Consider the following 12,554-nt stretch of genomic DNA (forward strand, 5'->3'; position numbering starts at 1 on the left):
CAACGGGTAGCGGTTTCTGATTGCGCGTTCCCTTTAGACGAACGCCGCCATTGCGGCGCGGAGTACCCTGAAATCAGTTCAGGGTGGCGCCGGGTGGGGGCACGCCGGAATTCTCATATCACCCGTCATGCTGAGCTTGTTTCAGCATCCACCGTGCAGCGTGCGTGGACCGTCATGGTGGCGCGGTGGACCATGAAACGAGTTCAAGGTGACGCCGGTGTGGGAACGCCGGAAGGCGCAGACATCACGTTCCCGGTTGCCCGCCCAGCACTTGATACGCCATCACCGCGGTCGCGACGGCGGCGTTGAGGCTGTCCGCCTTGCCGAGCATCGGGATCTTGACCAGTGTGTCGCATTCCGCGGCGTAAGCGTTGGGCATCCCTTGCGCCTCATTACCAGTCAACAGGAAGGTCGGCGCCCGATACGTCGCCGCACGGTAATCGGTCATTGTGTCGAGGCTCAGACCCACCAATTGCCCAGCGCCGCCGCGCAGCCACGGCACGAACGCTTCCCATTCGCACTGCACCACCGGCACGGTGAACAGCGCCCCCATGCTCGCGCGCACCGCCTCGACCGAGAAGGGGTCGACGCACTCCCCGATCAGGATGAGCCCGCCCGCACCGACCGCATCACCGGTGCGCAGGATCGTGCCAAGATTACCCGGGTCACGCATCCGCTCGGCCACCAGCCAGATCGCTGCGGAGTCGCGGTCAAGGCTGTCGAGCGTCCGGGTGAACTCCGCGAACACGCCGACCACCGCCTGCGGATTGTCCTTGCCCGACAGTTTGGAAAGAATGTCGGGAATGGTCTCGATCGCTTCGCCGCCGGCCGCCTCGACCGCGTCGACCAGCGCCAGCACCAACGGGTGCGCCGCGCTGTCGCGCGCGAAAAACAGGAACTGCGGGATGCGTCCGGCCTCGCGCGCTTCGGTCAGGATGCGCAGCCCCTCGGCAAGGAACAGACCTTCCTCGCGCCGGTGTCGCTTTTCGCGCAGCGATCGCATCCGCTTGATCAGCGGGTTGGAATAAGCGGTAATTTCACGGGGCATTGCGGCAATCAATCCTCGCCGAACTTGGCCTCGACCAGCTCGCATAGCGCACTGACGGCGGACTCGGCATGGTCACCCTCGGCGGAAATGACGATCGTGTCGCCCATTGCGGCACCCAGCATCATCAACCCCATGATCGACGTGCCCGTCACCGATCCGGCACCTTCTTTTTCAACGTGGAGTTCGCACGGCTGGGTTGCCGCGAGGGTGACGAACTTGGCACTGGCGCGCGCGTGGAGGCCACGGCGGTTGGTGATGAGAACGCTGCGACTGACCGACATCAGGCGGCGGCCTCGCCCAGAACCTCGGATGCGACCGAGATGTATTTGCGCCCAGCCTCGCGCGCGGCGGCGACCGCATCGACGACCTTCATCGTCTTGCGCGCCGATTCGAGCCGGATCAGCATCGGCAGGTTGATCCCCGCGATCACTTCGATCCGCCCGCGTTCGAGCAGAGAGATTGCAAGGTTGGATGGAGTCCCGCCGAACAGGTCGGTCAACAGAATGACGCCACGTCCGGCGTCGACCTGGCCGATCGCGGTGGCGATGTCGTTGCGGCGTTCTTCCATGTCGTCTTCGGGGCCGATGCAGACCGTCGCCACGCGCTCCTGCTTGCCGACGACATGCTCCATCGCTGTCACGAATTCGTCGGCCAACCGGCCATGCGTCACGAGAACCAGCCCGATCATCGTACCGCCCCAATCATGCAACCGACCATTTCACGCTTCCGCCGTTCCGTCTTGCTGGCGATCATCGGGCACCCCTTCGAGCGAGTCCTGGGGGGCGGCGGCGAGATCGCGGTGTGTAACCGTGGGCGAAAATCCAGCGTCGCGCAACCGCGCCGCAACGCGTTCGGTGACGTGGACCGAGCGGTGTCTCCCTCCGGTACAGCCGAAGGCGATCGTCAGATACGACTTGCCTTCGGCGCGGTAGCGCGGGAGCAAGAGCAGGAGCAGGTCTTCGATCCGGCTGACCGCGGCTTCGTACGCCGGGTCCTGCGCGACATAGGCGGAGACGTCGGCGTCGAGTCCCGTACCGGGACGCAATTCGGGCACCCAGTGCGGATTGCGGAGGAACCGCATGTCGAACATTAGGTCGGCCCCGCGCGGAACGCCGCGCGCGAAACCGAACGACGTCACCGTCAAGGTTGGGCCGGCCTGGTGCTCCCGCGAGAAGGTATCGCGGACCTGTTCCGCAAGCTGGTTGCCGGTCATGTCGGTCGTGTCGATCAGGCGGTTCGCCCAGCGCCGCAATGGCGCGAGCAAGTCGCGTTCACGCGCGATTCCGTCGGCGGCGGGGCGGTCGACCGCAAGCGGATGGCGGCGGCGGGTTTCCGAATACCGCCGCTCGAGTTCGCCGCCTGCGCAATCGAGGAACAAGGTGCCGACGTCATGGCCATAGGTTTCGCGGAGATGCTTGATCCGGTCGACGATCCCGTCCGAGTCGAAATCGCGCGTCCGCACGCCGATGCCGATCGCGAGCGGCTGGCTCGATTGCTCCGCGCCCTGGGGCAAGGGCGAACTGAGAAGGCGGTCTAGCAGCGCTAGAGGGAAATTGTCGACGACCTCCCAGCCGAGATCCTCGAGCGTGCGGAGCACGGTCGACTTGCCCGCGCCGGACAGGCCGGTGACGAGCAGGATTTCCTTGGGGTCTAGCGTCATGACGCCTCTGTAGCGTGGCGGACCGCCATTTCCACCTTGATCGGCGCAGACGCCTCGAAAGGTGCGATCGCAACCTGCGGAATCGCGACCCCGTGATACGTTGCCTGCGTTTCGAGCGGCAGGCGTTCGACCGGCTGGTCCAGCCGCACCGCGAGCCTTATCGGAACGTCATCAATCGTATCGATGAGCATGATCCCGACCCCGCGAACCTCGATCTTCCCGCGGATCGTATCCGGCGCGGTTGCGCGGAGCGCGCCGTCGTGGACAGTTACGACGGTGTAATCGTCCGCGACCAGCACCGCACCGCGGTCGATGAGCCGGAGCGCGAGATCCGATTTCCCCGAACCGGACGGCCCGAGCAACAGCACCGCTACACCATCGATCGCGACCGTGGTGGCGTGGATCGGTGCAGGGCTCACCGCGGTTCCCCGACGGGCAAACACACCATGAACCGCGCACCGGAGACCCCGGTATGGCGGGCCTCGGCGGTGATCCGTCCCTGGTGCGCATCGACGATCGTGCGTGCGATGGCGAGGCCGAGGCCGGAATGCTTGCCGAACGCCTCGTCCGCCGGGCGCAGCGACTGGAACCGCTGGAACACTTTCTCGCGCGCGTCCGCAGGAACGCCGGGGCCCTCATCCTCGACTGCGATGACGACCTCCTCCGGCGTGCGGGACAAAGTGATGTCGATCCGTCCGGCTTCGGGTGAGAAGGACACGGCATTGTCGATCAGATTGTCGATCACACGTTCCAGCCGCCCGCCTTCGCCCAGTACCACGAACCCCGCACCGCCGTCGTCATGCAGGTGTAGCCGAAGACCGATCCCCCGCTCGATCCCACGTTCCTCGCGACCCGCGATCAGCGCGGCGATCATCGCGCCCAGATCGACTTCCTCGAACTTCGCGCGGCTAAGCTGCGCATCCAGCCGCGACGCTTCGGCGATGTCGGTGATGAGTCGGTCGAGCCGATGGACATCGTCGCGGACGATTGCGAGCAGCCGCTCCTGGAGCTCGGCATCCTTGACCAGCGTCAGCCCCTCGACCGCCGAGCGCAGCGATGCGAGCGGGTTCTTCATCTCATGCGTCACGTCCGCCGCGAACGCCTCGATCGCGTCGATCCGCGCGCGCAGCGCAAGGCTCATGTCCGACAGCGCGCGCGCGAGCATCCCGATCTCGTCACGGCGATAGGGCAGGCGGGGGACGACGACTTCGCGCGCGCGCCCCATCCGTACGCGCACCGCGGCATAGGCGAGCCTGCGCAACGGCCGGACGATCGTGCGCGCGAGGAACAGCGACAGCAGGATCGAGACGATCGAGACGATCATCAGCACGATCCCGAGCCGGAACCGCTCGACTCGAACGGTCTGTGTGATGTCGCGGACGTTGTTGGTCGTCATCACGACCCCCCCGTGCGCGAGTTGCGCGGCGGCGGTGATTACCGGGGTACGGTCGGGGGCGCGCCACACCGTCGCGGAGACGGTCGGGGTTGCGCGGACGGTCCGCACGTCCGGCCAGTTGAGCCCCGAGAGATGTTCGCGATACAGCGGCGCGCGCGGCGTGCCGACGACGGTGTCGATGATCGCGTCGAGGACACGCGCGGAGGCCTGGCTCCAGTCCTGCTTGTCCGGGTCCTGCAGCACGAAATTGCGAAGCCCGAGCTTGCGGGTATCGATGATCGGCAGGTCGCGTCCGTCGTAGATCCGCAACCGCACGCCCGTCGCGCGCGCAAGCCTGAGCGCCAGTTCGGGGCGTTGCTGCTCGGGGACCGAGACGATCGACTCGGCGACGAGCCGCGCTTCGCGGATCGACTGCCGCACGCGTTCGTCGACGATCCGGCTACGGTACGAATCGAGGTAGAAGAACCCGCCCGCCAGCATCGCCAGCGCGAAGACGTTAACGAACAGGATCCGCGGCGTGAGCGACACCCGCGCGGACCAGCGGAGCGACAGCGCGCGAGCATCCTCGTCGCGCGCGGGCTCGTCATTCCTCGGAGAATCGATAGCCCGCTCCATAGAGAGTTTCGATCGCGTCGAAGGTCGGGTCGACTTGCCGGAACTTGCGGCGGACGCGCTTGATGTGGCTGTCGATCGTGCGGTCGTCGACATAGATGTCGTCGTGATACGCCGCGTCCATCAACTGGTTGCGGGTCTTCACGATGCCGGGGCGCTGCGCCAGCGTTTCGAGGATCAGGAATTCGGTGACGGTCAGCGTGACCGGCGCACCCGCCCAGGACACGCGGTGGCGCGCGGTATCCATCGCCAGCCGTCCGCGGATCAGGCTGGTTTCGGCGGTGGGTTCCTCGCTGCCCGATCCGCCTTGCGATCCTTCCGCGCGCCGCAGGATCGCGCGGATCCGCGCGATCAGCAGGCGCTGCGAGAAGGGCTTGGAGATGTAATCGTCCGCGCCCATCGCCAGTCCGAGCGCCTCGTCCAGCTCATCGTCCTTCGAGGTCAGGAAGATGACCGGGACCATGCTTTTCTCGCGCAGGCGGCGCAGCAGTTCGAGCCCGTCCATCCGCGGCATCTTGATGTCGAGGATCGCGATGTCGGGCGGATTGTCGATCAACGCCTTGAGCGCGGTTTCTCCATCCGAATACAGCCGGGTCACGAAGCCTTCGGCCTGCAGGGTGATCGACACCGACGTCAGGATATTGCGGTCGTCGTCGACCAGCGCGATCGTTGCCGTCATCGGCGAAGGGCCTCGTGTCGTTAAAGGGCGGACCTAATCCATTACGGCCCGCGCCTCAATGCAAGCTGAACGGACACTGTCCCACCTTGTGATCGCACCGCCAATCGCTTGTTTGACCCTGCCTGTCCTCAGCGATATGCGCCAAGGATCGAAGCATAACGATGCCGACCCTCGATGGTCGGCACGGTAGGAGAGTGATATCGTGAGCGACCGCATCCCGGTTTCCGGGCTGGACACGCAGGGCATCGAGACCCGCGCCAGCCTCCATTGGAACCTCGTAACCGCCCGCCTGATCCAAGCCGCGATCTCTCGCGGCGAGGGCAAATTGTCCGCCGACGGTCCGTTGGTCGTCGAGACCGGCGCGCATACCGGCCGATCCGCGCAGGACAAGTTCATCGTGCGCGACGCCGAGACCGAGTCCACCGTGTGGTGGGGCAAGAGCAACAAAGCGATGAGTCCGGAGCATTTCGCCGCGCTCAAGACCGACTTCCTCGCGGCCTTGCGCCACAAGGAGGATCTGTTCGTCCAGGATCTGTTCGGCGGCTCGCAGCCCGAGCACCGCGTCAAGGTCCGCGTCGTCAACGAACTCGCGTGGCACAACAGCTTCATCCGCACGATGCTGGTCCGCCCGGCGGAGTCCGAACTCCGCGATTTCGTGCCCGATTACACGATCATCGACTTGCCGAGCTTCCGCGCCTCGCCCGAGCGGCACGGCTGCCGCAGCGAGACGGTGATCGCGGTCAACTTCACCGAGAAACTGATCCTGATCGGCGGCACGCGCTATGCCGGCGAGATGAAGAAGTCGGTGTTCAGCCTGCTCAACTATCTCCTTCCCCCGACCGGGGTGATGCCGATGCATTGCTCGGCCAACATGGGGCCGGACGGCGACACAGCGGTGTTCTTCGGCCTGTCGGGCACGGGCAAGACCACTTTGAGCGCAGACGCGAGCCGCACGTTGATCGGCGACGACGAGCATGGCTGGTCCGACACCGCGGTCTTCAATTTCGAGGGTGGCTGCTACGCCAAGATGATCCGCCTCTCCGCGGACGCCGAGCCCGAGATTTTCGCGACGACCAAGCGCTTCGGGACGATCCTCGAGAACGTCGTGATGGACCCGGTGACGCGCCAACTCGACCTCGACGACGCGAGTCTCGCCGAGAACAGCCGGGGCGCCTATCCGATCGACTTCATCCCCAATGCGTCCGAAAACAACATGGGTCCGGTGCCGCGCAACATCGTGATGTTGACCGCGGACGCCTATGGCATCCTCCCGCCGATCGCGAAGCTGACGCCCGAACAGGCGATGTATCACTTCCTCTCGGGCTACACCGCACGCGTCGCGGGGACCGAGATCGGCGTCACCGAGCCCGATGCGACCTTCTCGACCTGCTTCGGCGCGCCGTTCATGGCGCGGCACCCGTCGGTCTACGGCAATCTGCTCAAGGAGCGGATCGCCAAGGGCGGGGTCGACTGCTGGCTGGTCAACACCGGCTGGACCGGCGGCAAGTACGGCGTCGGCAGCCGCATGCCGATCAAGGCGACGCGCGCGCTGCTCAACGCCGCGCTCGACGGTTCCTTGAACGATGCGGAGTTCCGCACTGATCCGAACTTCGGGTTCAAGGTGCCCGTTGCAGTGCCGGGGGTCGACAGCGCGATCCTCGATCCGCGTGCGACCTGGGCCGACAAGGACGCTTATGACGCCACCGCGGCGAAGCTGGTCGATCTGTTCGTTGAAAACTTCGCGCAGTTCGCAGAGCATGTCGACGAAGGCGTGCGCCAATCCGCGCCGAAGGTCCACGCGCCGGCCTGATCCGCCCGGGAACCGGCACCGGGCCTCTTGCGGAGGTTCCGATGCCGATTGCCGACCCAGTGCCAAGACCGTTCCCCGATGACGCCGCGATCCGGCGCGTCGGGGAGGGGGTGTTGGCCTGCACGCTGCCTAAGGACGACTGGACGCACGAAGCGCATATCGCCGCGACGTGCTGGCTGCTGCGCGATCGGCCCGACGTAAACGTCGATGCGGAGATCGCGACCATCATCTGCCGCTACAACGAGTCGGTCGGCGGGGTGAATGACGACACCAGCGGCTATCACGCCACGATCACGCAGAGCTTCGTCTCAGGGATTCGGTCCTATCTTGCGCATGCGGCCCCCGAGGCGTCGCTGGTGGTAACCGTCAATACGCTGCTGCTGCGCGCGGAAGGGCGGCGCGATTGGCCGCTTCGTTTCTACTCCCGCGATCAATTGTTCTCGGTGGCTGCACGACGCGATTTCGTCGCACCCGATCTCGCGCCGTTGCCGGGTGCGTGATAGGCGCGCGGTCGGAGTTAAGCAGCGTAAGAGGGTGGATCGATGGGAATGCTCGACGGCGTGCTGGGACAGGTGCTGCAGAATGTCGACGTGACGACGCTCGCTGCCAAGGTCGGGCTGACCCCGCGACAGGTCGAGGCCGCGTTGCAGGCGCTGGGGCAGGCGCACGCCGCGCCCGGGGATACGGTCGGCACCGCGGCGGCAAACACCGGGCTTTCGCCAGAGACGCTGCAACGGCTCCTCCAAATGATCGGTGGCGAGGAAACGCTCGCCAAGGTCGCGGCGATGCTCGGCGCGCAGGGCGGCGTGCTCGGCCAGCTCGGCACACTCGCTTCGGGGTTCTTCGCCAAGCGGTGAGGCGGAATGCGGGCTACGGTCTGGCGCTTTGCAGGGTCGGCGGTTACATGGACCGCCACGACTCGCTTATTTCTTCCCGCGCAGGACCGGCACCCATGGACATTCGCCTCGGACTCACTTTCGACGATGTCCTCTTGGTGCCCGCTGAATCGGACATCGTCCCGAGCCAGACCAACACCGCGACGCGCGTGACGCGCGGCATCTCGCTCGACATCCCGATCCTGTCGTCCGCGATGGACACCGTGACCGAAGCCGACATGGCGATCGTCATGGCGCAATTGGGCGGGATCGGCGTGCTCCACCGCAACATGGAAGTCGACGAGCAGGTTGCCGCGGTGCGCGCGGTCAAGCGGTTCGAAAGCGGCATGGTCGTCAACCCGATCACGATCGAGCCGCACGCGACGCTCGCCGATGCGCAGGCGTTGATGAAGCATCACCGGATCAGCGGCATTCCGGTCGTCCGCGCGGATGGTGTGCTCGTCGGCATCCTCACCAACCGCGACGTCCGCTTCGCCGAGAACCCGCGCCAGCCGGTCTCCGAGCTGATGACGCACGAGAATCTCGCGACCGTCTCCCCTGGCGTCACGCAGGAGGAAGCGCGTCGCCTGCTCCACCAGCGCCGGATCGAGAAACTGCTGGTGGTGGACGAGGCGTATCGCTGCATCGGCCTGATCACCGTCAAGGATATCGAAAAGGCCGTCACCTACCCGAACGCGACCAAGGACGCCGCCGGGCGGCTCCGCGTCGCGGCGGCGACGACGGTCGGCGACAAGGGGTTCGATCGTACAGCCGCGCTGGTCGATGCCGAACTCGATCTCGTCGTCATCGACACCGCGCACGGCCATAACCGCGACGTCGCGCGCGCGGTCGAGCGGGTCAAGAAGCTCAGCAATTCGGTCCAGGTGATCGCGGGCAACGTCGCGACCGCCGAGGCCACGCGCGCGCTGATCGATGCGGGCGCGGACGGGATCAAGGTCGGGATCGGCCCGGGCTCGATCTGCACCACGCGCGTCGTCGCAGGCGTCGGTGTGCCGCAGCTGACCGCCGTCATGGATTGCGCCGAAGTCGGCCAGAAGCTGGGCGTGCCGGTGATTGCGGACGGTGGCCTGCGCACCTCCGGCGATCTCGCGAAGGCGCTCGCGGCGGGCGCATCGGCGTGCATGATCGGCTCGCTGCTCGCGGGCACCGAGGAAGCCCCGGGCGATACGTTCCTGTTCCAGGGCCGCGCCTACAAGTCGTATCGCGGCATGGGCTCGGTCGGCGCGATGGGGCGCGGCTCGGCGGATCGCTATTTCCAGGGTGATATCAAGGACCAGATGAAGCTCGTTCCCGAAGGGATCGAAGGCCAGGTCGCATTCAAGGGTCCGGCGCGCGACGTGATCCACCAGCTCGTCGGGGGCATTCGCGCGGCGATGGGCTATACCGGATCCTCCAGCATCGCCGCGCTGCAGGAGCGTGCGCGCTTCGTCCAGATCACGGGCGCTGGCCTCAAGGAAAGCCACGTCCACGACGTCGACATCACGCGTGAGGCCCCCAACTACCCGACGCGGTAAACGCTCGGGGATAGCTGCAGATCGGGGGAAGACCGGGCCATTTTCCGGCACCCCCCTCCGCCGCATTTGATCCGTCACCACAAGCCAAGCCAAGGCATGGCAGGAAGCAGAGTGACTGCTTCCTGCCATGCCTTCGTTGCGCTCTGGTCTCGTTCCGGGACATAGGGTAGGGGGTATCCCTATGGGACATCTCAGCGAAAAGAAGGGCGACTTGCTCGCCCGCGTGAAGCGGATCGCCGGACAGGTGGCGGCGGTCGAGCGAAGCCTGGAGCGCGATGCCGAGTGCGCTGACGTCCTTCACCTCGTCGCGGCGGTGCGCGGTGCGGTCAACGGGCTGCTCGACGAGATCGTCGTCGACCATCTGCACGAGCATGTCGCCAAACCAGGCCTGTCGGATGTGGCGCGCTCGAAAGGTGCCGAAGAGCTGGTGACGGTGATCCGTCGGTACGTGAAATAGGACGTTCCATGGCGACCCACTCCGCAGTCGATGCCGTCCCGCACGACCACGTCTTTCTCGGCGCATCGCACGATGAGAACGCCCGGCGCACCCGCTGGGTCGTCGCGCTCACCGCCGTGATGATGGTCGGGGAGATCATCGCCGGCTATATTACGGGATCGATGGCGCTGCTGGCGGACGGGTTCCACATGGCGACGCACGCCGGAGCGCTCAGCGTCGCGGCAGCCGCCTATGCGTACGCGAAACGCAACGCCACGGATCGTCGCTTCAGCTTCGGCACGGGCAAGGTCGGGGACCTCGCCGGTTTCGCCTCTGCGCTCGTGCTCGGGCTGGTCGCCTTCGGGATCGGCGTCGAGTCGCTGTTGCGCCTGTATCGGCCGATCCACGTCGCGTTCGTCGAGGCGACGTGGATCGCGGTGGTCGGGCTGGGGGTCAACATCGTGAGTGCGTTCCTGCTCTCCGGCAGCCATGCGCACGGTCATGGCCACGATCATCATGGTCACGGCCATAGGCACGCGCATGGCGACCAGCATGGGCATGACCACGGACCGGCTGTGAAGAGCCAGGACAACAATCTCCGCTCCGCCTATGTCCACGTCCTCGCCGATGCGCTGACGTCGGTGCTCGCGATCGCCGCGCTTCTGGCCGGCCGCTACCTCGGCTGGATCTGGCTGGATCCCGTGATGGGGATCGTCGGGGCGATCGTCATCGCACGCTGGTCGTGGACGCTGATGCGCGACACGGCCGCCGTCCTGCTGGACGCGACCGACGACCCTGTGGCCGACGAAGTCCGCGACCTTCTGGGCGATGCGGATGGCGCCGACATCCTGGACCTGCACGTCTGGCGGATCGGACCCGAAGCCCATGCCGGTATCGTCAGCGTGGCAGCGGGGCCCGGGATCGACCAGCAGATGATCCGCCAACGTCTGCGTCCGGTCCACGAACTCGCCCATCTGACGGTGGAAATTCGATGAAGTCCCCGTGCGTCGAAATCTGCGCCTTCGACGGACGAACCGGTTGGTGCCGGGCCTGCGGGCGGACCAAGCCGGAGTGCCGCAGCTGGAAGAAGGCACAGCCGCATCAGCAGAGGAAAATTGCCGCCGACCTGCCGCGGCGGCTGTCGAAGCTGGCTGCCGCCAAACCCGAGTAGCGGCGGCGCCCGCTGACGGTCGACAAATGGGTGCTGAGCGACCACGAGCAGCTGTCCTGACCCGCACCATCGTTTCCCGAAGTCGCGAAACTGATCTAGGGGCAACCCTCAGACCCGCCAATACCCCGGAAAGACCGCCAATGACCCCCGCCGCAAGAACCCAGGCCGCGATCGAGCTGCTCGACGAGATCATCGTCGCCGCGCGCGATTCCGGCGCCGCGGCGGATACGCTGGTTGCCCGCTACTTCGCCAACCGGCGCTATGCCGGGAGCAAGGACCGTCGCGCCGTCCGCGAGCTGGTCTACGCCGCGATCCGCACGTTAGGCGAACGCCCGCGCTCTGGCCGGGCGGCAATGCTCGCGCTCGCCGCCGAGGACCCGGATCTCGCCTCGACCTTCGATGGCGTCGGCCATGGCCCTGCCGCGATCGGCGTCAGCGAAAGCAAGGCGTGGCCCGGGGTTGCGCCCAACTGGTTGCTGGAACGCCTCCGCGGGTCCGCGCTCGACGATAGCGAATTCCCCGCGTTGATCGACCGCGCGCCGCTCGACGTGCGCGTCAACCGGGACAAGGCGGCCGACCTCGCGATCGACGGCGCCGAACCGATCGCTGGCCTGCCGGACGGGTTGCGGCTGCCGACCGGCACCGATGTCGACCGGATCGAAGGCGTCCCCGAGGGCGCGCTCGAAGTCCAGGACGCGGGCAGCCAGTTCGTCACGCTCGCCGCACAGGCCAAGCCGGGCCAGCGGATCGTCGATCTCTGCGCGGGCGCGGGCGGCAAGACGCTCGCGCTCGCCGCGGCGATGGGCGGGGAGGGGACGATCCTTGCGACGGATACCGATCGCAACCGGCTGTCGCGGCTAACCCCGCGTGCCGAGCGTGCGGGCGTCACGAACGTCGAAACGCGGTTGCTCAACCCGGGACGCGAAGCGGAGATGCTGGCCGACTGGGGCGGCAGCGCGGATTGCGTGCTGATCGACGCGCCGTGCTCGGGCACCGGCACGTGGCGCCGCAATCCCGAGGCACGCTGGCGGCTGAGCCCCGAGCGGCTCGATCGTCTGGTCGCGACGCAGCAGCATGTCCTGTCGATCGGCGCGGCGCTGGTACGGCCGGGCGGGGCGCTGGTCTACATCGTCTGCTCGCTGCTCGACGAGGAAGGGGCCGCACAGGTCTCGGCGTTTCTCGCGGATCACGCGGGCTGGCATGCCGAGCGGCTGTCCTTGCCCGCTGGTCGCTCGCACGGACCGGGAGTCCGGCTGACGCCTACGCACGATGCGACCGACGGGTTTTTTGTCGCACGATTGACGCGTGGGTGATACCGCTGTGCGCGTGACG

15 protein-coding genes are annotated in these 12,554 nt (G+C 66.6%); 8 read left to right on the forward strand and 7 right to left on the reverse strand.

Features of this window, described 5'->3' with window-relative positions; genetic code table 11:
* Positions 1 to 244: 244 nt before the first annotated feature.
* Genes QBJ92_RS03190 through QBJ92_RS03220 form a run of 7 tightly spaced genes read right to left on the reverse strand, consistent with a single transcriptional unit; the run spans position 245 to position 5,395 of the window.
* Positions 245 to 1,048, reverse strand: a complete 804-nt coding sequence (locus QBJ92_RS03190; RefSeq protein ID WP_277968241.1) for a TrmH family RNA methyltransferase — start codon at positions 1,046 to 1,048, stop codon at positions 245 to 247.
* An 8-nt stretch (positions 1,049 to 1,056) separates the two neighbouring features.
* Positions 1,057 to 1,329, reverse strand: coding sequence for an HPr family phosphocarrier protein (locus QBJ92_RS03195; RefSeq protein ID WP_277968242.1), 273 nt, complete (start codon positions 1,327 to 1,329; stop codon positions 1,057 to 1,059).
* On the reverse strand, positions 1,329 to 1,736 hold the full coding sequence (locus QBJ92_RS03200) for a PTS sugar transporter subunit IIA (protein WP_277968243.1): 408 nt from the start codon (positions 1,734 to 1,736) through the stop codon (positions 1,329 to 1,331). The genes QBJ92_RS03195 and QBJ92_RS03200 overlap by 1 nt, the downstream gene beginning before the upstream one ends.
* A 30-nt stretch (positions 1,737 to 1,766) precedes the next feature.
* A complete protein-coding gene (rapZ, locus tag QBJ92_RS03205; RefSeq protein ID WP_277968244.1) occupies positions 1,767 to 2,708 on the reverse strand; it encodes an RNase adapter RapZ in 942 nt (313 codons plus the stop codon).
* Complete coding sequence (locus tag QBJ92_RS03210; RefSeq protein ID WP_277968245.1) at positions 2,705 to 3,127, reverse strand: HPr kinase/phosphorylase; 423 nt, start codon at positions 3,125 to 3,127, stop codon at positions 2,705 to 2,707. Before QBJ92_RS03210 ends, rapZ begins: the two co-directional genes overlap by 4 nt.
* Positions 3,124 to 4,719 carry a sensor histidine kinase gene (locus QBJ92_RS03215; protein ID WP_277968246.1) on the reverse strand — a complete coding sequence of 532 codons (1,596 nt, stop codon included), beginning with the start codon at positions 4,717 to 4,719 and terminating at the stop codon, positions 3,124 to 3,126. Before QBJ92_RS03215 ends, QBJ92_RS03210 begins: the two co-directional genes overlap by 4 nt.
* Positions 4,688 to 5,395 (reverse strand): response regulator transcription factor, encoded by a 708-nt coding sequence (locus QBJ92_RS03220; protein ID WP_277968247.1) that lies wholly within the window; start codon positions 5,393 to 5,395, stop codon positions 4,688 to 4,690. The genes QBJ92_RS03215 and QBJ92_RS03220 overlap by 32 nt, the downstream gene beginning before the upstream one ends.
* A 202-nt stretch (positions 5,396 to 5,597) precedes the next feature.
* On the opposite strand from QBJ92_RS03220, the gene QBJ92_RS03225 reads away from it, so the two are divergent.
* From QBJ92_RS03225 to QBJ92_RS03260, 8 genes are all read left to right on the forward strand, one after another.
* Positions 5,598 to 7,205 carry a phosphoenolpyruvate carboxykinase gene (locus tag QBJ92_RS03225; RefSeq protein ID WP_277968248.1) on the forward strand — a complete coding sequence of 536 codons (1,608 nt, stop codon included), beginning with the start codon at positions 5,598 to 5,600 and terminating at the stop codon, positions 7,203 to 7,205.
* A gap of 41 nt (positions 7,206 to 7,246) precedes the next feature.
* Positions 7,247 to 7,705 carry a hypothetical protein gene (locus QBJ92_RS03230; protein WP_277968249.1) on the forward strand — a complete coding sequence of 153 codons (459 nt, stop codon included), beginning with the start codon at positions 7,247 to 7,249 and terminating at the stop codon, positions 7,703 to 7,705.
* Between the two features lie 42 nt (positions 7,706 to 7,747).
* Positions 7,748 to 8,062, forward strand: a complete 315-nt coding sequence (locus QBJ92_RS03235; RefSeq protein WP_277968250.1) for a hypothetical protein — start codon at positions 7,748 to 7,750, stop codon at positions 8,060 to 8,062.
* Between the two features lie 95 nt (positions 8,063 to 8,157).
* A complete protein-coding gene (gene guaB / locus QBJ92_RS03240; protein WP_277968251.1) occupies positions 8,158 to 9,615 on the forward strand; it encodes an IMP dehydrogenase in 1,458 nt (485 codons plus the stop codon).
* Between the two features lie 181 nt (positions 9,616 to 9,796).
* Entirely contained in the window at positions 9,797 to 10,072 is a 276-nt protein-coding gene (locus QBJ92_RS03245; protein ID WP_277968252.1) for a metal/formaldehyde-sensitive transcriptional repressor, read from the forward strand.
* 8 nt (positions 10,073 to 10,080) lie between these two features.
* Complete coding sequence (gene dmeF, locus QBJ92_RS03250; protein ID WP_277968253.1) at positions 10,081 to 11,046, forward strand: CDF family Co(II)/Ni(II) efflux transporter DmeF; 966 nt, start codon at positions 10,081 to 10,083, stop codon at positions 11,044 to 11,046.
* Positions 11,043 to 11,222 (forward strand): DUF1289 domain-containing protein, encoded by a 180-nt coding sequence (locus tag QBJ92_RS03255; protein WP_277968254.1) that lies wholly within the window; start codon positions 11,043 to 11,045, stop codon positions 11,220 to 11,222. The genes dmeF and QBJ92_RS03255 overlap by 4 nt, the downstream gene beginning before the upstream one ends.
* A gap of 140 nt (positions 11,223 to 11,362) precedes the next feature.
* Positions 11,363 to 12,535: an RsmB/NOP family class I SAM-dependent RNA methyltransferase gene (locus QBJ92_RS03260; RefSeq protein ID WP_277968255.1), complete on the forward strand. Its 1,173-nt coding sequence runs from the start codon at positions 11,363 to 11,365 to the stop codon at positions 12,533 to 12,535.
* The last annotated feature ends 19 nt before the right edge of the window (positions 12,536 to 12,554 follow it).

It is taken from the genome of Sphingomonas echinoides, from assembly GCF_029623395.1.
GTDB classification, from domain to species: domain Bacteria; phylum Pseudomonadota; class Alphaproteobacteria; order Sphingomonadales; family Sphingomonadaceae; genus Sphingomonas; species Sphingomonas echinoides_A.

What these genes read in the sequence shown, in the direction of transcription:
- rapZ (WP_277968244.1), bottom strand. Translation starts at nt 2,708, where the DNA reads ATGACGCTAGACCCCAAGGAAATCCTGCTCGTCACCGGCCTGTCCGGC.
- QBJ92_RS03190 (WP_277968241.1), bottom strand. Translation starts at nt 1,048, where the DNA reads ATGCCCCGTGAAATTACCGCTTATTCCAACCCGCTGATCAAGCGGATG.
- QBJ92_RS03195 (WP_277968242.1), bottom strand. Translation starts at nt 1,329, where the DNA reads ATGTCGGTCAGTCGCAGCGTTCTCATCACCAACCGCCGTGGCCTCCAC.
- QBJ92_RS03260 (WP_277968255.1), top strand. Translation starts at nt 11,363, where the DNA reads ATGACCCCCGCCGCAAGAACCCAGGCCGCGATCGAGCTGCTCGACGAG.
- QBJ92_RS03255 (WP_277968254.1), top strand. Translation starts at nt 11,043, where the DNA reads ATGAAGTCCCCGTGCGTCGAAATCTGCGCCTTCGACGGACGAACCGGT.
- QBJ92_RS03235 (WP_277968250.1), top strand. Translation starts at nt 7,748, where the DNA reads ATGGGAATGCTCGACGGCGTGCTGGGACAGGTGCTGCAGAATGTCGAC.
- QBJ92_RS03200 (WP_277968243.1), bottom strand. Translation starts at nt 1,736, where the DNA reads ATGATCGGGCTGGTTCTCGTGACGCATGGCCGGTTGGCCGACGAATTC.
- QBJ92_RS03215 (WP_277968246.1), bottom strand. Translation starts at nt 4,719, where the DNA reads ATGGAGCGGGCTATCGATTCTCCGAGGAATGACGAGCCCGCGCGCGAC.
- QBJ92_RS03220 (WP_277968247.1), bottom strand. Translation starts at nt 5,395, where the DNA reads ATGACGGCAACGATCGCGCTGGTCGACGACGACCGCAATATCCTGACG.
- guaB (WP_277968251.1), top strand. Translation starts at nt 8,158, where the DNA reads ATGGACATTCGCCTCGGACTCACTTTCGACGATGTCCTCTTGGTGCCC.
- QBJ92_RS03245 (WP_277968252.1), top strand. Translation starts at nt 9,797, where the DNA reads ATGGGACATCTCAGCGAAAAGAAGGGCGACTTGCTCGCCCGCGTGAAG.
- dmeF (WP_277968253.1), top strand. Translation starts at nt 10,081, where the DNA reads ATGGCGACCCACTCCGCAGTCGATGCCGTCCCGCACGACCACGTCTTT.
- QBJ92_RS03230 (WP_277968249.1), top strand. Translation starts at nt 7,247, where the DNA reads ATGCCGATTGCCGACCCAGTGCCAAGACCGTTCCCCGATGACGCCGCG.